The following is an 18,879-nucleotide window of genomic DNA, read 5'->3' as shown; positions in this document are numbered from 1 at the left end:
GATGACCGAGCCGACGTCGACGGTCCGAGAACTTCCCCACGCGTTGCGTGACGGTGATCGGTTCGCGCAGCGGCTGGCCGGACGGCGCCCGGCGGTGTTCCTCGACTACGACGGTGTGCTGGCCCCGATCGTGGACCACCCCGAGGACGCCCTGATCTCCGACCGCATGCGGGACACGGTGCGGGCGCTGGCGATGCGCTGCCCGGTTTGTGTGGTCAGCGGGCGTGACCGGCTCGACGTGCAGCGGTTGATGGGGATCGACGACCTGGTGGTCGCCGGCAGCCACGGCTTCGACATCTGGAGCCCGGCCGCGGGCGAGATCCAGCACGATGCCGCGAGCGGGTTCGAGGACGTCATCGGTGAGGTCACCGATCGCCTGCGCACCGAAACCGGCTCGATCCCGGGCGTGGTGATCGAACCGAAGAAGGCCTCGGTCGCGGTGCACTACCGACGCGTCGATCCGGACCGGCGCCAACGGATCGCCACCGTGGTCGAGACCCTCCTCGCCGAGCATCCGGACCGGCTGAAGATGACGCCCGGCAAGATGGTCTACGAGCTTCAGCCGAAGATCGACTGGCACAAGGGCAAGGCCGTGCTCCACCTGCTCCGCGACCTGCACCTGGACTCGCCGGACGTGGTCCCGATCTACCTCGGCGACGACATCACCGACGAGGATGCGTTCCGGGCACTGGCCGGTCGCGGGGGAGCCGGCATCTTCGTCGGCACGGCCGATGATCCCGAAGTGGGCGATCGGAACACGTCGGCCGACTTCATCCTCTCCTCCCCGGAAGAAGTGGCCCAGCTGCTGTCCACTCTGGCCGTCGGCGAGGGCCAGGCCCCGGACGAGGGGGAGTCCGGGTCCGATTGCGTGCTCGTCTACGACCACTTCGACCCCGGCGTCGAGGGTCTGCGGGAGTCGCTGACGTCGACGGGCAACGGATACTTCTGCACCCGCGGTGCGGCCGAGTGGGAGGACGCCGACAAAGTCCACTACCCGGGCACCTACGCGCACGGTGGCTTCAATCGGGAAACCACCATCCTCGGGGGACGCCCGGTGCAGAACGAGGACCTGGTCAACCTGCCGAACTGGCTGGTGCTCAAGCTGCGCATCGAGGGCGAGGAGGCGATCAGGCTCGGCAACGTCGAACTGATCTCCTACGAGCACTCCTACGACATCCGGCTCGCGACCGTTCAGCGCGTCCTGCGCTTCCGCGACCGCGCCGGCCGGGAGACGACACTGCGCAGCCGCCGCTTCGTGAGCATGGCCCACAGCCACCAGGCCGGCATCGAGTGGACGCTGACGCCCGAGAACTGGTCGGGTCGCGTCGAGGTGATCTCCGGGCTGGACGGCCGGGTGACCAATCAGATGGTCGCCCGCTACCGCGAGCTGGAGGGACGTCACCTCGACCCGGTGTCCCCGCGCACTTTCGGTCCCGAGACCATCGCGCTGAAGGTGCAGACCCGACAGTCGGACATCTATGTCACCGAGGCCGCCCGCACCCGCGTCTTCCTCGACGGTGAGCAGCTTCCGGTGGAGCGCACCCTGGATCAGATGGATGACTACATCCAGCAGGTCATCACCTTCGACGTGACGCGAGGCCGGCCGGTTCGGGTGGAGAAGATGGTGTCGCTGTTCACCTCGCACGACAACGCGATCACCGAGACGCTGGCGGCCGCGGGCCGGGGCGTCCTGCGCTACCCGGACTTCGCCGGGGCACTGGTGGAGCACGCTTCGGCGTGGAAGGAGCTGTGGGAGGTGTGCGACCTCGAGCTCCCACGGGAACCACGGGTCGAACTGCTGCTGCGGTTCCACGTGGCGCACGTGTTGCAGGTCTGCTCCCGGCACACCGCACGGCACGACGCGGGTGTCCCGGCCCGGGGGCTCAACGGCGAGGCCTACCGCGGGCACGTGTTCTGGGACGAGCTCTTCATCTACCCGTTCCTCAACTTCCGGCTGCCCGGCATCACCCGCGGCTTGCTCCTCTACCGCTATCGCAGGCTCACCGAGGCCCGCGCGGCTGCCCGGGAAGCGGGCTTCCAGGGCGCGATGTTCCCGTGGCAGAGCGGCAGTGACGGCACCGAAGAGACCCAGGTCGTCCACCTCAACCCGCTCTCCGGCCAGTGGGACCCCGACCTGAGCCACAACCAGCGCCACGTCAACGCGGCCATCTTCTACAACGTCTGGCAGTACTACCAGGCCACCGACGACCGGGAGTTCCTGCGCGACTACGGCGCCGAGCTGATGCTCGAGATCGCACGGTTCTGGGCCTCGATCGCCCGGTACGACCCGGAGCGCGACCGCTACGAGATCCACGGCGTGATGGGACCCGACGAGTTCCACGAGCGCTATCCCGGCAGCGAAGAAGGCGGTTTGCGCAACAACGCCTACACCAACGTGATGGTGGCCTGGATCGCCGACACCGCTCCGCGGGTGCTGAGGCTCTTGCCGGCCAGCCGCCGCGCCGCGCTGCGCGCCCGCCTCGGACTGACCGACGACGAGCTGCACACGTGGGACGAGATGAGCCGCAAGATGTACGTGCCGTTCCACCCGGACGGCATCATCAGCCAATTCGAGGGTTACCTGGACCTGGACGAACTCGACTGGGAGCACTACCGGGCCGAACATGCCAACATCCAGCGGCTGGACCGGATCCTCAAGGCTGAGGGCGAAGAACCCGACCGGTTCAAACTGGCCAAGCAGGCCGACGCGGTCATGTTGTTCTTCCTGTTCTCCGACGAGGAGCTACGCACTCTCTTCCGCCGGCTCGGCTACGAGCACGATGCGGAGCTGACCCGGCGCACGATCGACTACTACGACCGGCGCACCTCCCACGGTTCGACGCTGAGTCTCGTCACCCACGCCGGCGTGCTCGCCGCGCTGGACCCGAAGAGTTCCTGGGACCGGTTCATCGTGGCGCTGGAGAGCGACATCGGTGACGTCCAAGGAGGAACGACCAAGGAAGGCATCCACATGGGTGTCATGTCCGGGACCTTGGACCTGCTGCAGCGCTACTACGTCGGCAGCGCGGTGCGGGACGGCGTGCTGTACTTCGCGCCGACCCAGCTCAACCGGCTCGACGGCCTGGTTTTCTCGATGCAGTACCGCGGCGTACCGCTTCGGGTGTCGATCACGGGCGACGAGCTGACCGTCTTCGCGCTTCCCCAGGGCTTCCGCGGGCCGGTCTTCGTCGGCGTCGGAGACGAGGTCCACGAGCTCGGGGCGGGGGACAGCCGGATCTTCACCCTGTCCCACGAGCCCAGGCCGGCGACGGTGGAGAGCCACCCGGGCCACGCGGAAGGGAGTCACCATGGCGAAGGGCTTTGAGGGCGCGATCTTCGACGTCGACGGCGTGCTCGTCGACTCCCCGCACGAGCGGGCCTGGAAGGACTCGCTGCGCGAGCTGATGGAGACCGAGTGGGCCGACATCCGCGAGCGGACAACGTGGTCGGACGACCGCTTCACTCCCCAGGTCTACCAGCAAGTGATGTCCGGCAAACCCCGGGCCGCCGGAGCGCTGGCCGCCCTCGAGTACTTCGAGGTCCCCGACGCGAAGGCGCGCGTCGAGGTCTACGGTGCGCACAAACAGGACATGGTCATCAAGCTCATCGAGGCCGGCGAGTTCGAGGCCTACCCCGACGCGCTGCGCTTCGTCCTCGCGGTGAAGGCCGCGGGCATCCCGACCGCGGCGGCGTCGTCGTCGAAGAACGCCGGGCTCTTCCTGCGGCAGATCCGCCTCGACACCTTCGCTGCGCAGAACGGCCTTTCCCACGACTTCGTGACGCCCGGACTGAGCCTGCTCGACTCCTTCGACGCCGACATCTCGGGCCGCGACTTCGCCCACGGCAAGCCACACCCGGAGATCTTCCTGACCGGCGCGGCCGAACTCGGCGTCGCCCCCGAAGACTGCTTCGTCGTCGAGGACGCAGCCAGCGGCATCGAGGCAGCCAAGGCCGGCAGGATGGCGGCGCTCGGTGTCGCCAGGGCCGACGACGAGGCGCTGCTCGCGGCCGCGCGGGCCGACCTCGTGGTGACCTCCCTCGACGAGATCGACGTCGCGGCGCTCGGGCGTCACGTGCTGGCCGGGCGGGCGTCGTGAACGCCCAGGCGCCGGCAGCGGAGACGGTTCCCCTGGCAGTCCGCGAAGCCCCTGAGGGGACGCTCGCCATCGGCGTCGACATCGGCGGCACCAAGATCGCCGCGGGGGTGGTCGACGAGGGCGGGCACATCGTCGCCCGCACCCGGCGTCCGACCCCCGCCGACGACCCGTCGAAGACCCAGGAGTCCATCGCCGACGCCGTTCGCGAGCTGACCAGCGAGTACACCGTGGTCGGGGTCGGCCTCGGCGCGGCGGGTTTCGTCGACGAGAAGCGTTCGACCGTGATGTTCGCGCCGAACCTCGCCTGGCGGGACGAGCATTTGCGGGAATCGCTGGAGGACCGGCTCGGCATGCCGGTGATCGTGGAGAACGACGCCAACGCCGCCGCGTGGGCCGAGGCCCGGTTCGGCGCCGCCCGCGGCGAGACCCACGTCGTCATCCTGACCATCGGTACCGGGATCGGCGGCGGTGTCGTCCTCGACGGGAAGCTTTTCCGGGGCCGCTACGGGCTGGCCGGCGAGATCGGGCACTTCACCATCGTCCCCGACGGACGGCGCTGCGGATGCGGCCTGCACGGCTGCTGGGAGCAGTACGGCAGCGGGCGTGCGCTCGTACTCGAGGCGCAGGAGCAGGCGACCGTCGCGCCCTCGATGGCCCCGGAGCTGCTGCGGCTCGCCGGGGGGCGTCCGGCGGGCATCACCGGCCACATCGTCACCGAGGCCGCACGGTCCGGCGACGTGACCGCCCTGAACTGCTTCGACGAGCTGGGCAAATGGCTCGGGCGCGGGATGGCCGCGCTGGCCGCGATCCTCGACCCGGGCATGTTCGTCATCGCCGGCGGCGTGTGCGAGGCCGGGGAAATTCTCCGCGCGCCGACGGAGGCCGTCTTCCGCAAGAACCTCACCGGCCGCGGACACCGCCCGACCGCGAAGGTGCGGATCGCCGAGCTGGGCAACGAGGCCGGACTCGTGGGCGCCGCCGACCTGTCCCATCTGCGGTGAGCCCGGCGGGTTCGGGGCGTCGGTCGGGATTTTCTACCGGCAAGTCCTTTGTGGACGTCTTGGCCCGGGCGGTGCGCGGGTTCCGCCTGGTCTCGAAGGCGACCGTCGCGGCCCTTGGCCCGTAGACCACGGCACGTGCGGCGACTTATCATGAGATTTCACAGCGTGTCAAGGGCTGACCGAGTGGGTGGTCTTCATGCGCAGTTACCTCGTGGTAGCGAACCAGACCCTCCTGGGTCCGGAGCTGCAGAACGAGCTCCACAAGAGAATCGAGGCGGGGCCGAGTTCCTTCTACGTGCTCGTCCCGAACACCGCCGCCGTGCACTACCACACGGTGCCCGCCGCCGGCGGCTTGATGCCGATGCCCAGCGTGGTGATGGACTTCGGTCGACCTGCCTCCGACGAGGAGGCGACAGCGCAGGCCCGGCAACGGCTGGACCAGGTGCTCGCCGACCTCGCCGAGCGGAAGGTTCAGGCGGACGGCGACCTCGGGAGCGCCCGGCCGCTCGAAGCCATCGAGAAGGTGCTCGCGGGCCGCGAGATCGACGAGATCATCGTGGCCACGCTGCCCCGGCGCGCCTCCCGCTGGCTCCGGGCCGACCTGCCGCACCAAGCAGAGCGCCGGTTCGGCCTGCCGGTCACCACGATCACCACGAAACGCTGACCGGCCCGCGCGGCAATGAAGTCGACGTAGAAGGAATCGTGGTCTTGTTTCCCGAGTGGGAAAGTCACGGACCTGGTGAGGTGAGGATCCCGAGGGAAACATTCTCTCGTGAGTCCGCGGCGGCTCACGCAGCTTTCCACGACGAACTTTTCACGGCACCGGCCCGGTCGCCGAAATCGATCCGCGGCCCGGGCCGGGTCCCGAGTTACGCAAGCATGCGACGGGTGCCTGCGAAGAAATCGTCGATCAGCCCGACTGTTTACCAGTGCTGTTTCAGGACGGCATGCCGCGCCAAGGCGGGTGAGCGCTGCCGGTCGCAGGAATTTTCACGTTAATGTGGATTCTACTCGGGTTCGGGGGTACTCGCCCTGCCGTGGAATGGAAGGAACTGGGATGACGACGACGGGCACCACGACCGAAGACAGATATCCGACGCGGATCGGCGGTGAACCGGCGCTGCTGCGCCGCGAGGTGCCCGCGGTGTGGCCGGGTCGGCTGCGCGAGCCGTTCACCCCGGCCGAGCTGGCCGCTCACGCCGAACGGGGATTTTCGATCGTCCCGTCGTCGGTCACGGAAGAGGAACTGGACCTGCTGCGTGCGGAGCTGGATCGGCTCTGCGCCGACGAGACGCTGGCAGCGGACGAACGCGTGGTGCGGGAGAAGGCTTCCGGGGCAGTGCGGTCGATCTTCGAAGTCCACCGCATGAGCCCGCTCATCGCACGGTTGGTGCGCGATCCCCGTGTGCTGGACAGGGCCCGGCAACTGCTCGGCTCGGAGGTGTACGTGCACCAGAGCCGGATCAACTGCATGCCCGGCTTCCGCGGCAAGGGTTTCTACTGGCACTCCGACTTCGAGACCTGGCACGCCGAAGACGGCATGCCCGTTCCCCGCGCGGTCAGCCTGTCACTGGCACTGACGGACAACCACCCCTTCAACGGCGGCCTCATGGTGATGCCCGGTTCCCACCGGGAGTTCGCGCAGTGCGCCGGTGCCACCCCCGGGGACCATTACCGGGATTCACTCAAGGAACAACAGGTCGGCGTGCCCGACGAGACCACGATCGCGCGCCTGGCAGCGGCCCACGGGATCAACCAGTTCACCGGTCCTGCCGGGCACGCGCTGTGGTTCGACGCCAACCTCATGCACGGATCCGCCAACAACATCACTCCCTACCCGCGTTCCAATGTGTTCGTGGTCTTCAACAGCGTGGAGAACACCTTGCGGGAACCGTATGCCGCTGCCTCGCCGCGTCCCCCGTTCGTTGCCGCCCGCGACTTCACGCCCCTCATGCCCACGCACTGACGTTCTCGAGGCGGTCGCGGCCCTCTGTGGTAGCAGGGATCGTATTGCTCGTCTGCGTGGCCGCCCCATGCCTGGGGGCCCCGCTCCGGACTTTTCCTTGCGGTCACCGTTTTCCGCGCCACCGGAACGGATTCCGAGACCGACACGACCTCAGCTCAGTCGGGCGCGGAGGACGGCTTCGCGCCGGAACGGCCGCCGGAGAGCAGCGCTCGGCGGACGACGAGAGCGCCGCACAGCCACGCGGTCCCGAAGGCGATGCTGCCGATCACGTCGGTGGGCCAGTGGACGCCGAGGTACACCCGCGTCCACGCGATCGCCGCCACGTAGGTGCCCGCGACGATCCACACGGTCGCGCGCAGCACCGGCCGGTCGTGCAACCGTTGCGCCGCGAGCCACGCGAGCATGCCCGCCGCCAGGATCGCGTCCGCGGTGTGGCCCGAGGGGAACGACTGGCCCGACGCGGTGACGGCCCAGTCGGCCTCGGGAGGTCGTGGCCGCGCGATCAGCGCGGAGAGCCCGTACCGGCACAACACGCCCAATCCGACGACCCCGGTGACCCAAGCAGCACGCGCCAGGCGGGCGCCGAGCGAGCCTCGCGTCAGGGCGATCGCGGCGAGGAACACCGCCGGGACGGCGAACGCCGAGGACGCGGTGCTCGTCAAGGTTGCGGCGAACGAGACCACCGCGGCGCAGCGGTGCGCGACGAGCCACGAGTGCACGGCGAGGTCGAATCCCTTCGTCCAGGGCAGGGTTCCGGTCGCGGAGACCGTCAACAGCAGGAAGACCAGCGTCGCGACTCCGGCGACGACGGCCGGGGCGAGCACCCGGCCGCCGGTCTCCGGTTCCGCGGTTTCGTGCACGAATCGACTGTAAGTTCTCGACGCTCAACGGGACGTTCGACCGAGGTCAACGACTTCGCAAGCGGATTTAACCGGCCGCTAACCGTGCGCTGACGGTCCGCTCAGCCACCCGTCGGTAACTTGCGTGAAAGAGACCCGGAGGCGCGAGTGCACGTCGTGATCGTCGATGACGAAGCCGCGCTACGGGACTCGCTGTCGCGCACCCTGCGGTTCGAGGGCTACACGGTGTCGGTCGCGTCGGACGGGGCGCGTGGGCTGGAGCTGGTCAGGTCGCAGCGGCCGGACGGGGTGATCCTCGACGTGACCATGCCGGTCCTCGGCGGCATCGACAGCTGCCGGCTGCTGCGGGCCGAAGGCAACCACGTCCCGATCCTGATGCTCACGGCCCGCACCGGCATCGATGACCGGGTGGCCGGCCTGGATGCCGGTGCCGACGACTACCTGGTCAAGCCGTTCGCGTTGCAGGAGCTGCTCGCCCGGGTCCGCGCTCTGCTGCGTCGCACGGACTACGCCTCCGCCGCGACGGAGCTGCCGCCACCGCTGTCGTTCGCCGATCTGGTGCTGGACTCCTCGACCCGGGAGGTCGCTCGGGGGTCGAGGCCGCTTCGCCTCACCCGAACCGAGTTCTCGTTGCTGGAGACCTTCCTGCGCAACCCGCGCCACGTGCTGACCCGCGCGGTGATGTTCGAACAGGTCTGGGGATACGACTTCGGCGCGGCGTCCAACGGCCTCGACGTCTACGTCGGCTCGCTGCGCCGCAAGCTCGAGGCCGGGGGAGAGCCCCGGCTGCTGCACACCGTGCGCGGCGTCGGCTACGTGTTGCGTGAGGACCCTTTGTGAAACGGCGGCTCCCGGAGCTGACGTTGCGGGCCCGGCTGACCGTGCTCGTGGTGGCAGCGGTCGCCGTGGCGGTGGTCGCCGTGTCGCTCACCTCGTGGCTGGTGACGCAGGCGAGCCTGTACCGGCAGTTCGACGCGCAATTGCAGGCCTACGCCCAGGTGGCCGCGAAGTCCGCGTCGCCGGCCGACGCGCTGGCCACCTTGCGCTCGGCCGACCGTGACGGGCGCAGCACCGACCCGGACCACGGCATCGGCCTCACCGTCCAGTTCCTCGACGCCGCCGGCGCGCCCACCGGGGCCGCCGGGGAAGTGAGCACTTTTCCGGTCGGCGCGCCGGCGCGGCAAGTCGCCGCCGGGGGGATCTCGGTCGGCTCCGAGGTCGACAAGATCGGTTCGGACCGTTACCGCGTCTGGATCGCCGCGCGTCCGGACGGCGGCGCGGTGCAGGTCGCCCGCGATTCGGAGGGTGTCGAGCACACTCTGGCCGATCTCGGGCTGTGGGAACTGCTGGTCGGCTTCGCCGGTGTCCTGGTCGCCGCGCTCATCGGCCGCGCGGTGGCGAAAACGGCGTTGCGCCCGGTCGACACGTTGACCGCGGCGGCCGGCGAGGTCGCCCGCACCCAGGCTCTGGCGGCCGAGATCACCGTCGAGGGCCGGGGCGAGCTGGCGAAACTGGCCGAGTCGTTCAACGAGATGCTCGCCGCGCTGGCCACCTCGCGCGACGAACAGCGCCGCCTGGTCGAGGATGCCGGCCACGAGCTGCGCACGCCGCTGGCCAGCCTGCGCAACAACATCGAGCTGCTCATCCACGCGCAGACCCGGTCCGGGCTGCCCTCGGACGACCACGCCCGCCTGCTGGCCGACCTCGACACGCAGTCCGCAGAGCTCACCGACCTGGTCGGCGAGCTGGTGGAGCTGGCCACGGGAGACCGTTCACCCGAAGGCGTGGAAGACGTAGAGCTTGACGACCTCGTGCGTACGGCGGTGGACCGCGCGCGGCCACACGCGCCCGGGATCGGGTTCGACCTGTCCGCCGAAGCCTCCGTGGTCCGGGGCCGGCCGGCCGCGCTCGAGCGCGCGGTGCTGAACATCCTGGGCAACGCCGCCAAGTGGAGTCCCGCCGGCGGCACCGTGTCCGTCACCCTCACCGCCGAGCCGGGCGAAGCGCACCTCGTGGTGACCGACGAGGGCCCGGGCATCCCCGACACCGACCTGCCGCACGTGTTCGAACGCTTCTACCGGGCGGCGTCCGCTCGTTCACTGCCCGGCTCCGGGCTTGGGCTGGCCATCGTGCAGCAGGTCGTCGCGCAGCACCACGGCCGGGTGACCGCGTCGAACGGCGAGTGCGGCGGGGCTCGCTTCGAGCTGACCCTGCCGTGTGCGGCACCTGTCCGCGGTTCTTAACCAAACCGGGCTCGATCTTCATCATTTCCTCATCCAGGCTCACGATCGTGGGCGGAGTGAGGACCACTTCGCCTCGGCCGGCGCGGATCAGCCCCATCGCGTGGACCGCGATCGGACTGTGGACGGCCGCGTTAGCGCTGGTGGGTGGGCTGACCATCGGGTTCGCGCAGCGCGTCGACCCGTTCCGCGATCCCGTCAGTGACTACGCGCTGCACCGCTGGGGCCGAGGCCTGTTCACGATCGCGGTGCTGCTCGTGCTCGCCGGCGGGATCGCCCTCGTCGTCGCAGCGCACCTGGCGGGGTTGCCGCGCGACCGTGCGGTGTCCGTCCTCTTCGGACTGTGGGTGGCCGGGCTGTTCCTCGTCCTGCTGTTCCAGGAAAACCCCAGCACCACCGTCGTCACGGTGCACGGCGAAATCCACCGCTTCGGCGGCGCCGTGCTGTTCGCGTGCCTTCCGCTGGCCTGCCGTGCGCTGGTACGGCTCCTGCGCGCCGACCCCCGTTGGTCCCGTCACGCACCGCGGATCCGCTCGTGCGGCCGGCTGGCCTTCGCCACCGCAGCGGCGTTCGGGATCGCGCAGTTCGTCTCCGAGCTGCCCCAGGGACTGCTCGAACGAGTCGCGCTCGCCGCCGAGCTCGGCACCCTGGTGACCATCGCGCTCGTGGTGCGGACGGCGGCCCGATGACCCTCCTCGCCGTCGCCTTCGCACTGCTCGGTGCCTGCTTCTTCGCGGGATCCGTTGCCCTGCAGCACAACGCCGTCCAGACCCGGAGCAGCGTCACGGGCCGGGTCAAGCTCGCGCGGCTGGCCCGGTCACGAACGTGGCAGGCGGGGGTCCTCCTCGGCGTCACCGGCACCGCCCTGCACCTGACCGCGTTGTCGCTCGCGCCCCTGGCCGTCGTCCAGCCGCTCGGGGTGCTCAGCCTCGTGCTGACCGTGCTTGCCGGCCGAGGTGCGGCGACCTCACGCCGGATCGGCGTCGCCGCCGCGGTCGTCTGCGTCGCTGTCGCCGGATTCGTGCTCACCTCGGCGTCCGCGCCGACCCCACCCGCGCACATCACCGCGAGCGCGGTCGTGCTCGCGGTGCTGGCCGGTCCGGTGGTGGCCGCGGCGGGGCTCGCGTGCCGGGGCCGTGCGCGCTGCCTCGGGCGCGCTGCCGCCGCAGCCGTGCTGTTCGGCCTCGGCGCCGCGGTGATGCGGGCGGCCGTGCTCAGCCTGTCCCATCTGCCGACCGCGGCCGGTTTCGCGCTCGCGGGCGGAGTGCTGATCGGCGGTGGCGGCTGGCTGCTTCAGCAGGCCCACGCCGCCGGGCCCACCGCCGTCGTGGTTGCCGCCACGACAGTGCTCGACCCTCTCACCGCCGTCGTCGCTGACCAGGTGCTCTACGGCGAAGCACCTCACCTCTTGCCGGCACTCGCCGCAGCACGCCTCGTCCTGGCGCTGGCCGCCGTGCTCGGCGTGCTCGTGCTGGCGGGCTCCCTCAGCGGTCCCTCCGAACACGACAAGGAACCCCCCATGCCCGACTCGCGCCCCACCTCCGGCCTCCGGATCCTGCTCGGCGCCGACACGTTCCCGCCCGATATCAACGGAGCCGCCCACTTCACCGCCCGGCTCGCCCACGGCTTGGCCGACTTCGGACACGACGTGCACGTGCTGCGACCCCGGACCCGCGGCGACGACACGGACCACGGCCGCCTCACCATCCACGACGCCCGCGCCTTCGGGACGCCCTTCCACCCGACGTTCCGGATCAGCACGCCCGGCGGCGCCCGCCAGGCCGCGGAGGACGTGCTGGACCGGGTCCGGCCCGACGTCGTGCACGTCCAATCCCACTTCTCCGTCGGGCGCGCCCTGCTCGCAGCCGCGCGAGGCCGGGGCATCCCGACCGTCGCGACCAACCACTTCATGCCCGAGAACCTCCTCGGCTACGTCCGGCTGCCGCAGTCCCTCCGGCGCGCGCTGATCCGCGTCGGCTGGCGCGACCTGGTTCGCGTGTACCGCACGGTCGGGACCGTTACGACGCCGACACCGCGGGCCGCCGAACTGCTGGCGCGCAACGGACTCGAACGTCCCGTCCGCGTCATCTCGTGCGGGATCGACCTTGCCCACTACGCGGAGCGCGCCACACCCGCCACGGGTGACGTCGCCGCCCTGTTCGTCGGCCGCCTCGACGCGGAGAAGAACGTCGACGAACTCGTCCGCGCCGTCGCCCGCCTGCCGCGCCTGCGCGCCGAAATCGTCGGCGACGGCTCATGCCGCCCCACGCTCATGAGCCTCGCCACCGAACTCGGCGTGGCCGACCGCGTCTGCTTCCATGGCTTCGTCCCGGACGCCGACCTGGTCCGCATCTACGCCTGCTGCCAGATCTTCTGCATGCCTGGCACCGCCGAACTGCAGAGCATCGCAACCATGGAAGCGATGGCCGCCGGCCTGCCCGTCGTCGCGGCCGACGCGATGGCGCTGCCGCACCTGGTCCACCCCGGCGTCAACGGCCACCTCTACCCGCCGGGCGACATCGACGCGCTTGCCATCAGGCTGGACGAGCTGGCCGGCGACCCGGGCGCCCGCGCGTCGATGGGCGCGGCCAGCCGAGCGCTCGTGGCCCGCCACGACCTCGCCGACACACTCGAGAGCTTCGTTTCCGTGTACCGCCACGCATGCGGTGCGGCGCAACCGGCGGAGATCGAGGGGCGCCAACCGTCTGTTGCGCAAAGCTCGTGACCGGGCGCAGCGGATGCTCCCGTGGATCATCGAATTCGGCCAGAGCACAGCGACATCGCGGCCACATCGGCGGACACCGGCTGCGGGACGGGGCACTCTCGAACCATGGCTGCTCCGGCTTCGGCCACGACTGACCCGAGACGACGTCAGCCGGCTGCGTGCTTTTTGTCCTTTGCGGACGGACGTGCGAGCAGGAGTGTGATGACCACGATGGACACCAGCGGGGCGGCTCCGGCGACCGCGAGGGCCATGATCACCGGTAGTCCGGCGTGGGGAGCCGGACCGCCGGGAGGCGCGGGCGGCGGAGTGAAGCGCAGGCGTGAGTCCAGATGGTGCCAGCGGGTCACTTCCAAGTGGATGATGCGCCAGCTGCCGGCCCAGGCGGCCACGCCTGTCGCGAGCAGCCACCACAGGGCCTGGCGGTTCCGGAGGGTCATGACGTCACCAGGTGCGTTCGAGAAGCGCCGTCCGGAGTGCCGGCGCGGAGATACCGAGGGCGGTCAGGATCGGCGGCACCATCCCGCCGGACGTGCCGACCACGACAGCGCCGAGGTGACTGGCCCCGGCGGGGGACACGCCACGGCGCCCGGCCTCGGTGACCGCGGCCCGCAGACAGGACCGGGCCCGACCGGTGATCGGCAGGTGTCCTGGTAGCCGCGGACGCCGGGTCAGCGGCCAGGGTGGCGGGATGGGGCCGAAATTGGTCTCGAGCGCTTCCCGCACCGCGTCCAGGTCGATGCCGATCGCGGCGAGCGCCTCGGCGTCCACGTTGTCGAACGCCCGGCGTGGCCTGGCCAGGAGCCGGTCGGTTTGGGTGGCGACGCCGTCGGGAGTCAAGCCGTACTCCCGGGCCACCTCGCCTACTCGGGTGGGTGCGTCCGCGACCGCGAAGAGCAGGTGCTCGGAGCCGATCCCGGGGTGTCCGAGCGTGCGGGCGCGTTCCTGTGCCATCCGTACGAGAGCGCGGGCGTCCTCAGCGAACTGCCGGTTCCTCATTTCGGCCCCCGGATTCTGCGGCCGTGCTTGCGGTGCACCGTCTGCTTGCTCACGCCGAGCCGGGCCGCGATGTCCTGCCACGACCACCCCGACAGGCGCGCCCGGTCCACCTGCAGTGTCTCCAGTTCCTCCGCCAGCGCCCGCAGCGCCGCCACCGCCCGCAATCCGACGTCGGGGTCGGAACTGGCCGCGCTCTCGGCGATCTCCGCTCGTGTCTTCATCTCGTCAACATAAGCTGACGATGCCGAGGTGTCAACATAAGCTGACGATTGCGATGGGTTCTTTGCTCGATCGCCGGGCGGGGCCGGCCGGAAGAACGGATCCGGCCGGCCCCGGGGTCAGGCGCCGAGTCGGGCAGGGACAAACGTGCCGACTTGCCGCCCGCGATCTGGTTGAACAGCAACGGTTTGTCGCCGATCACGGTCCGGATTTCCGTGATGGCGCCGGCGGAGCGGACACCGTCGATGAGGACCACATCCGCGTCGGTCCTCCTGCGAAGACGCGCCCCCTCACTGCCAGAATGGTCCACACATACGCCCTGGCCTGCCGTTATCGAGAAAACCCTGGATGGCTCTTGCGGTTGACTGCAGCCGAGCGCAGTTCAGCGCTGATCCGGCAGACGCCACAGGATGGCAGTTCACAAAGCCTTGCTTCGGCCAGTTCGCAGGTCATCCGGGCCGCGTCCACCGTGACGGCTTCCAAGACCGTGGAGGCAGGAGTGCCAACGCGGCGGGGAGTAGCACTCCGCGGACGAGGGTAGCGTCGACAAGCACTGCGACGGCCATGCTCAAGCCCAGCATTTTGTACTCGATCGCGTTGAGCATGACGAAGACGCCGAAGACCGCGGTCATGATCACGGCCGCGCTCGTCACGACGCCGGCGCTGCGCCCGATCCCGCTCACGATCGCTTCGCGCAGGTCCATTCCGCTCTCGCGCCGTTCGCGGACCCGGCTCAGGATGAAGACGTGGTAGTCCATGCTCAGCCCGAACAGCATGACGAAGAGGAACATCGGCAGCCACGAGACCACACCGCCGTAACTGGTGAAACCGAAGACGGACGAGAGGTGACCGTCCTGGAAGATCCAGGTCAGTGCGCCGTAGGCGGCGCCGATGGACAGCAGGTTGAGCACGATCGAGATGATCGGGATCGCGATCGAGCGGAAGGACACGGCCAGCAGGACGAATGCCATCAGGAGCACGGCGGCGAAGACGATCGGAATCCGCCCGGACAGCACGGCCGTGAAGTCGTAGGCGATCGCCGTTTTGCCGGTGACGGCATACTGGATGCCACTCACCTTCCCGAAGGTGGCCGGCAGAATGTCGGTCCTCAGGTCCTCCAGCGCTCGATAGGATTCTGGGTCGGTCACGGAACCGGCCAGTGGCACCCGGACCACCAGGGCGCGGCCCACCGTGACGGTGGTGATTGGCTGGGAAAGCAAGCCGCCGCTCGTGGTTACGCGCCGGCCAAGGCCTGCCAGCGCTTGCGCAACTCCGGCTTTGTCGACGACGCCGCCGTCGTCGTCCCAGACAACGATCTTCGCGGGCGCGATCACGCCGGGAAACGCTTCGTTGACCCGGATCGCCGCGTCCATCGCGGGAACACTGCGGGGCACGCTGTGCAGGGCACCGGCGTCTTCCAACCGCATGTCAGACGCGGGCAGCGCGGCAATGATGAGCACCAGTGCGGCTGCGCCGCCCCAGGCCAGTGGGCGCCGGACCACGGTGCGGACCACCACCGACCAGGCCCGGGATTCGGCTGCGGCCGTTCGCCGGCGGCCGATCCACGGCAGGCGTCCGCGGTCGATTCTCGGACCCAGCAGCGAAATGAGCGCCGGCAGGAACGTCACCGCGCCGGCCATCGCGGCGGCCACCACGACGGCGGTACCCAGACCGGCACCCCGCAGGTTGTCCAGGCCGGTGAACAGCATGGCGGACAAACAGAGGATCACCGTCACCCCGGAAACAACGATGACGCGTCCGGACGTTCGGGCGGTGATCCTCAGTGCCTCGTCGTCAGTGTGTCCGGCAGCGCGTTCCTCGCGGACCCGACGGAGCGAGAAGAGGGTGTAATCGACTCCCACCGCCATCCCGATGAGCAGCACGATCGCGTTCACCGCGCTGTTGACGGGCACCGCCTTGTCGATCACCCCGAGCAGCCCGAACGCACCCGCCACGGCGGTCATGGCCAGCAGCACGGGCAGGACGGCGGCGACCAGCGCGCCGAACACGATCAGCAGAATCGCCAGGGTGAGCACCAACGAGATGAGCCCGGCGCGCTCGACGTCGTGGCCGAGGGAGTCGTTGACCACGTCGTTCAGGCTCACGTCACCTGCCTGGGCGAGCCGCGCCTGCGGATGGCGTGCGGCCACCTGCCCGACGGCCTCGGTGGCAGCCCGGTAATGAGCCGAGACCTGGTCGTCGGGGCCTGCGAGCACGAAGGTGACGAGGCCGGACCGGCCGTCGCCGGAAATCCGGCTCGAATCATCCAGCGGCGAAAGGACTTCGGCCACCGCTCCCGGTACGGCTCGAAGTGTCGCGACCAGATCACCGGTCGCGGCGCGGACTGCCGGGTTGGCCGAGAACGGCGCTCGTCCGTCGCTTTCTGGCTGCACCAGCACGTTCTCCCGCACGGGCTCGTGCTTTCCTTGCGCATCGAGGGCGACTTCGGCGCGACCCGACTCGCCCGGGTCCACGGCGCGTGCGCCCTCACCCGGGGCAACGGCGCTGATGAGCAGGGCAAGTGCGACCAGTGCGAGCCAACCGATGATCGCCGGCGCGCGGTGCTGCACGGACCACGCGGAGATCCGTTCGGCGAGTGTTTCTCTGCGTTGCTGTTGAGATGGTGACGGCGCGCCGGTGCGGCTGCTGTCGGTAGGCAGCATGAAATACTGTCCTTTCGTGAGGACGGTTCCGTTGAGTGCTCGCCCGCGGGCGAGTTCGGTGCGTCTTCGCTCACCTGGGCCGTCGAGTGGCAGCTCGGCGGCCCAGGACTTCTTGTGACTACTCGACCTGCTGCAGGATCCGTTCGACGGAGTTCATCTGGGTCCTCATCTCGGTGAGCTGTCGTTCGATGTTCCGCAGCGAGGCGAGGCCTTCCTCGGCGAGCTTGCGGTAGTCGTCATCGCGAACGCGCCGCGCCTTCTCCCGCCGGACCGCTCCGATCTGCGTGGCCGTGATCACGATGACCAGCGCGAACATCCCGATCACGCCGGCCAGTTCCTGCAAGTTGCGATCCATCACCGGGTTCCTTCCGATTCGCCGGGCGTGGTCAGCGTGCGGACCGCGACCACCACGGCTTCAGGTGTCAGGTCCAGCACGAATGGCCGCACCTCGTAGAACTTCATTGCTTTCCCGTCTTCCGAGAGCTCCATCCGCGCCGACACCAGGTTGGCCGCTTCCAGCTTCCGCAGGTGAACCTGCAGCAGCGCGCGACTGATGCCCAGCTCGCGCGCCAGCCTGCTGACGTAGTTGCGCTCACGGCTCAGTGCCGCGATCACCCGCAACCGGTGAGGGTTGGCCAGCGTCGCGAGGATCTGCACGAGCTCGTCCCCGGTCGGCACAGAGCTGCTCATAGTGAAACCCTGCACATGCAAAGAGAAGTTAGCAGGAGCTAGCGAAGATTGCTAGTACCGGTCTTGATCTCCCCGGCGGTCGTTTGGAAATCCGCACAAGAAGCTCGCCCCATTTCCTGTAACACAAGCGAATGACCTGGTCGTTCGACACTCCGCATACTCCGTCCGTTCAACCGTGAGTGGTTCGCCGGTGTCGAAAGGTCCAGAGAGTGAAGATCACAGACGTACGTCTGGTTGCCCTGAGCGCGCCTCTGCCGGAGCCGATTCCGTGGCTGGGAGGTGTGTTCCACGGGTTCGACCACGCCATCGTCGAGGTCGAGACCGAAGACGGCTTGGTCGGCCTCGGTGAGGTGACGCAGGCGACGGCCGCCGTGACGGCCGTGAGCAGCATCGTCGAAACGATGCGGCCGCTGGTGGTCGGCAAACGACTGAGCAGCGCGGCCGCGCTGCGGGACCTGCTTGTGCGGAGCACGAGGTTCTGGGCGCGCGGCGGCCTGCCGGTGGGCGTCATCTCCGCGCTCGAGGTGGCGGCGTGGGACCTGCTCGCGCAGGAGCAGCACGTGCCTTTGTGGCGACTGCTCGGAGGCCTGGCCCACGAGCGGGTTCGCGCCTACGCGAGCACCGGGCTGGGCCCGACCGTCGCCGCCGTCGTCGAGCAGGTGCGTGCTCAGCAGGAGGCCGGGTTCGACCTGGTCAAGGTCAGGGCGCGACCGACTGTGCCGGAGACCCTCGAGCTGCTCGATCGGGTCGCGGACGTTCTCCTGCCCGGAACGCGGTTCGCGCTCGACGGTGCGCAGGGCACAGTCGCGACGCCGTGGACGTTCCAGGAAGCGGTCCAGATCGGACGCCGTCTGTCGGCGTTGGACGCCGAGTGGTTCGAAGAGCCCCGTCCGGCCGATGACCACGCCGGTTATGCCGAGCTGCGCCGCAAAGTCGACGTTCCCCTCGCCGGCGTCGAGACGTATACCTCCCGAGCCGACTTCCGGGCGCTGGCCAACAGCCGCGGAGTGGACGTTCTGCAACCCGACGCGACGATTGTCGGCGGGATCGGTGAGCTCAACGCGGTCGTGACGCTGGCCGAGTCGCACGGCCTCCGAGTCGTACCGCACACCTGGGGATCAGCGATCGCGATCATGGCGAACTATCACGCGGCGTTCGCCAATCCGAGCATCGAGCTCGTGGAGTTCTGCACCTACGACAACCCGCTGATGACCAGGCTGCTCGACGGCGTTCTGCAGATCGAGGGGGGTTCCGTCGCGCCTCCGCGAGCACCGGGGCTCGGGGTGGGCCTGCCGGCCGAGATCAGGGCGGAGTTCGCGAACGTGCGGCCGGGAACCGGGATTTCGGTCGCGGTCTGACGACCGCCGGGACCCGATCAGCTCAAGGGGGGCTTCGATCCCGCGCGCACCACCGGCGCAGAAC

The 18,879-nt window shown here is 69.5% G+C and carries 18 protein-coding genes; 10 read left to right on the top strand and 8 right to left on the bottom strand.

What is annotated here, in order from left to right:
* The first annotated feature begins 1 nt into the window (after position 1).
* From otsB to thpD, 5 genes are all read left to right on the top strand, one after another.
* Entirely contained in the window at positions 2-3,325 is a 3,324-nt protein-coding gene (otsB, locus tag K1T34_RS49455; protein ID WP_220241675.1) for a trehalose-phosphatase, read from the top strand.
* A complete protein-coding gene (locus K1T34_RS49450; RefSeq protein WP_220241674.1) occupies positions 3,309-4,097 on the top strand; it encodes an HAD family phosphatase in 789 nt (262 codons plus the stop codon). Before otsB ends, K1T34_RS49450 begins: the two co-directional genes overlap by 17 nt.
* The gene (locus K1T34_RS49445; RefSeq protein WP_255638147.1) at positions 4,094-5,098 is read left to right on the top strand and encodes an ROK family glucokinase; all 1,005 of its coding nucleotides are present in this window, start codon (positions 4,094-4,096) and stop codon (positions 5,096-5,098) included. Before K1T34_RS49450 ends, K1T34_RS49445 begins: the two co-directional genes overlap by 4 nt.
* Positions 5,099-5,294: 196 nt before the next feature.
* Positions 5,295-5,762, top strand: a complete 468-nt coding sequence (locus K1T34_RS49440) for a hypothetical protein (RefSeq protein WP_220241673.1) — start codon at positions 5,295-5,297, stop codon at positions 5,760-5,762.
* 393 nt (positions 5,763-6,155) lie between these two features.
* Positions 6,156-7,064 (top strand): ectoine hydroxylase, encoded by a 909-nt coding sequence (thpD, locus tag K1T34_RS49435; RefSeq protein WP_220241672.1) that lies wholly within the window; start codon positions 6,156-6,158, stop codon positions 7,062-7,064.
* Positions 7,065-7,219: 155 nt separating this feature from the next.
* Here thpD and K1T34_RS49430 read toward each other — a convergent pair whose 3' ends face one another.
* On the bottom strand, positions 7,220-7,924 hold the full coding sequence (locus tag K1T34_RS49430; RefSeq protein ID WP_220241671.1) for a phosphatase PAP2 family protein: 705 nt from the start codon (positions 7,922-7,924) through the stop codon (positions 7,220-7,222).
* Positions 7,925-8,071: 147 nt separating this feature from the next.
* Between K1T34_RS49430 and K1T34_RS49425 the strand changes: the two genes are divergently transcribed.
* The 4 genes from K1T34_RS49425 to K1T34_RS49410 are packed head-to-tail and all read left to right on the top strand — an operon-like array spanning position 8,072 to position 12,889.
* Positions 8,072-8,764 (top strand): response regulator transcription factor, encoded by a 693-nt coding sequence (locus K1T34_RS49425; RefSeq protein WP_220241670.1) that lies wholly within the window; start codon positions 8,072-8,074, stop codon positions 8,762-8,764.
* A complete protein-coding gene (locus K1T34_RS49420; protein ID WP_220241669.1) occupies positions 8,761-10,167 on the top strand; it encodes an ATP-binding protein in 1,407 nt (468 codons plus the stop codon). The genes K1T34_RS49425 and K1T34_RS49420 overlap by 4 nt, the downstream gene beginning before the upstream one ends.
* A gap of 56 nt (positions 10,168-10,223) precedes the next feature.
* On the top strand, positions 10,224-10,853 hold the full coding sequence (locus K1T34_RS49415) for a DUF998 domain-containing protein (RefSeq protein ID WP_255638146.1): 630 nt from the start codon (positions 10,224-10,226) through the stop codon (positions 10,851-10,853).
* A complete protein-coding gene (locus tag K1T34_RS49410; RefSeq protein ID WP_220241668.1) occupies positions 10,850-12,889 on the top strand; it encodes a glycosyltransferase in 2,040 nt (679 codons plus the stop codon). Before K1T34_RS49415 ends, K1T34_RS49410 begins: the two co-directional genes overlap by 4 nt.
* Before the next feature lie 146 nt (positions 12,890-13,035).
* On the opposite strand, the gene K1T34_RS49405 is transcribed toward K1T34_RS49410, so the two are convergent.
* The 7 genes from K1T34_RS49405 to K1T34_RS49375 form a co-directional block, all read right to left on the bottom strand.
* Positions 13,036-13,326 carry a hypothetical protein gene (locus K1T34_RS49405; protein ID WP_220241667.1) on the bottom strand — a complete coding sequence of 97 codons (291 nt, stop codon included), beginning with the start codon at positions 13,324-13,326 and terminating at the stop codon, positions 13,036-13,038.
* A 4-nt stretch (positions 13,327-13,330) separates the two neighbouring features.
* A complete protein-coding gene (locus K1T34_RS49400; RefSeq protein ID WP_220241666.1) occupies positions 13,331-13,840 on the bottom strand; it encodes a Clp protease N-terminal domain-containing protein in 510 nt (169 codons plus the stop codon).
* Between the two features lie 41 nt (positions 13,841-13,881).
* On the bottom strand, positions 13,882-14,106 hold the full coding sequence (locus K1T34_RS49395) for a helix-turn-helix domain-containing protein (RefSeq protein WP_220240030.1): 225 nt from the start codon (positions 14,104-14,106) through the stop codon (positions 13,882-13,884).
* Positions 14,103-14,360 (bottom strand): hypothetical protein, encoded by a 258-nt coding sequence (locus K1T34_RS54355; RefSeq protein ID WP_255638145.1) that lies wholly within the window; start codon positions 14,358-14,360, stop codon positions 14,103-14,105. The genes K1T34_RS49395 and K1T34_RS54355 overlap by 4 nt, the downstream gene beginning before the upstream one ends.
* Positions 14,361-14,553: 193 nt before the next feature.
* Positions 14,554-16,674: an MMPL family transporter gene (locus K1T34_RS49385; protein ID WP_255638144.1), complete on the bottom strand. Its 2,121-nt coding sequence runs from the start codon at positions 16,672-16,674 to the stop codon at positions 14,554-14,556.
* A 211-nt stretch (positions 16,675-16,885) separates the two neighbouring features.
* On the bottom strand, positions 16,886-17,122 hold the full coding sequence (locus K1T34_RS49380) for a hypothetical protein (protein WP_220241664.1): 237 nt from the start codon (positions 17,120-17,122) through the stop codon (positions 16,886-16,888).
* Positions 17,122-17,457, bottom strand: a complete 336-nt coding sequence (locus tag K1T34_RS49375; RefSeq protein WP_220241663.1) for an ArsR family transcriptional regulator — start codon at positions 17,455-17,457, stop codon at positions 17,122-17,124. The genes K1T34_RS49380 and K1T34_RS49375 overlap by 1 nt, the downstream gene beginning before the upstream one ends.
* A 209-nt stretch (positions 17,458-17,666) precedes the next feature.
* Here K1T34_RS49375 and K1T34_RS49370 point away from each other — a divergent pair, with 209 nt between their 5' ends.
* Positions 17,667-18,815 (top strand): mandelate racemase/muconate lactonizing enzyme family protein, encoded by a 1,149-nt coding sequence (locus K1T34_RS49370; protein WP_220241662.1) that lies wholly within the window; start codon positions 17,667-17,669, stop codon positions 18,813-18,815.
* The last annotated feature ends 64 nt before the right edge of the window (positions 18,816-18,879 follow it).

This window comes from Amycolatopsis sp. DSM 110486, from assembly GCF_019468465.1.
Taxonomy (GTDB): Bacteria; Actinomycetota; Actinomycetes; order Mycobacteriales; family Pseudonocardiaceae; genus Amycolatopsis.
This window is presented reverse-complemented; position numbering and strand designations above follow the sequence as displayed.

Excerpts from the sequence above, each read along its gene's own strand:
- otsB (WP_220241675.1), top strand. The coding sequence starts at position 2 with ATGACCGAGCCGACGTCGACGGTCCGAGAACTTCCCCACGCGTTGCGT.
- K1T34_RS49450 (WP_220241674.1), top strand. The coding sequence starts at position 3,309 with ATGGCGAAGGGCTTTGAGGGCGCGATCTTCGACGTCGACGGCGTGCTC.
- K1T34_RS49440 (WP_220241673.1), top strand. The coding sequence starts at position 5,295 with ATGCGCAGTTACCTCGTGGTAGCGAACCAGACCCTCCTGGGTCCGGAG.
- thpD (WP_220241672.1), top strand. The coding sequence starts at position 6,156 with ATGACGACGACGGGCACCACGACCGAAGACAGATATCCGACGCGGATC.
- K1T34_RS49410 (WP_220241668.1), top strand. The coding sequence starts at position 10,850 with ATGACCCTCCTCGCCGTCGCCTTCGCACTGCTCGGTGCCTGCTTCTTC.
- K1T34_RS49405 (WP_220241667.1), bottom strand. The coding sequence starts at position 13,326 with ATGACCCTCCGGAACCGCCAGGCCCTGTGGTGGCTGCTCGCGACAGGC.
- K1T34_RS49400 (WP_220241666.1), bottom strand. The coding sequence starts at position 13,840 with ATGGCACAGGAACGCGCCCGCACGCTCGGACACCCCGGGATCGGCTCC.
- K1T34_RS49395 (WP_220240030.1), bottom strand. The coding sequence starts at position 14,106 with ATGAAGACACGAGCGGAGATCGCCGAGAGCGCGGCCAGTTCCGACCCC.
- K1T34_RS49380 (WP_220241664.1), bottom strand. The coding sequence starts at position 17,122 with ATGGATCGCAACTTGCAGGAACTGGCCGGCGTGATCGGGATGTTCGCG.
- K1T34_RS49375 (WP_220241663.1), bottom strand. The coding sequence starts at position 17,457 with ATGAGCAGCTCTGTGCCGACCGGGGACGAGCTCGTGCAGATCCTCGCG.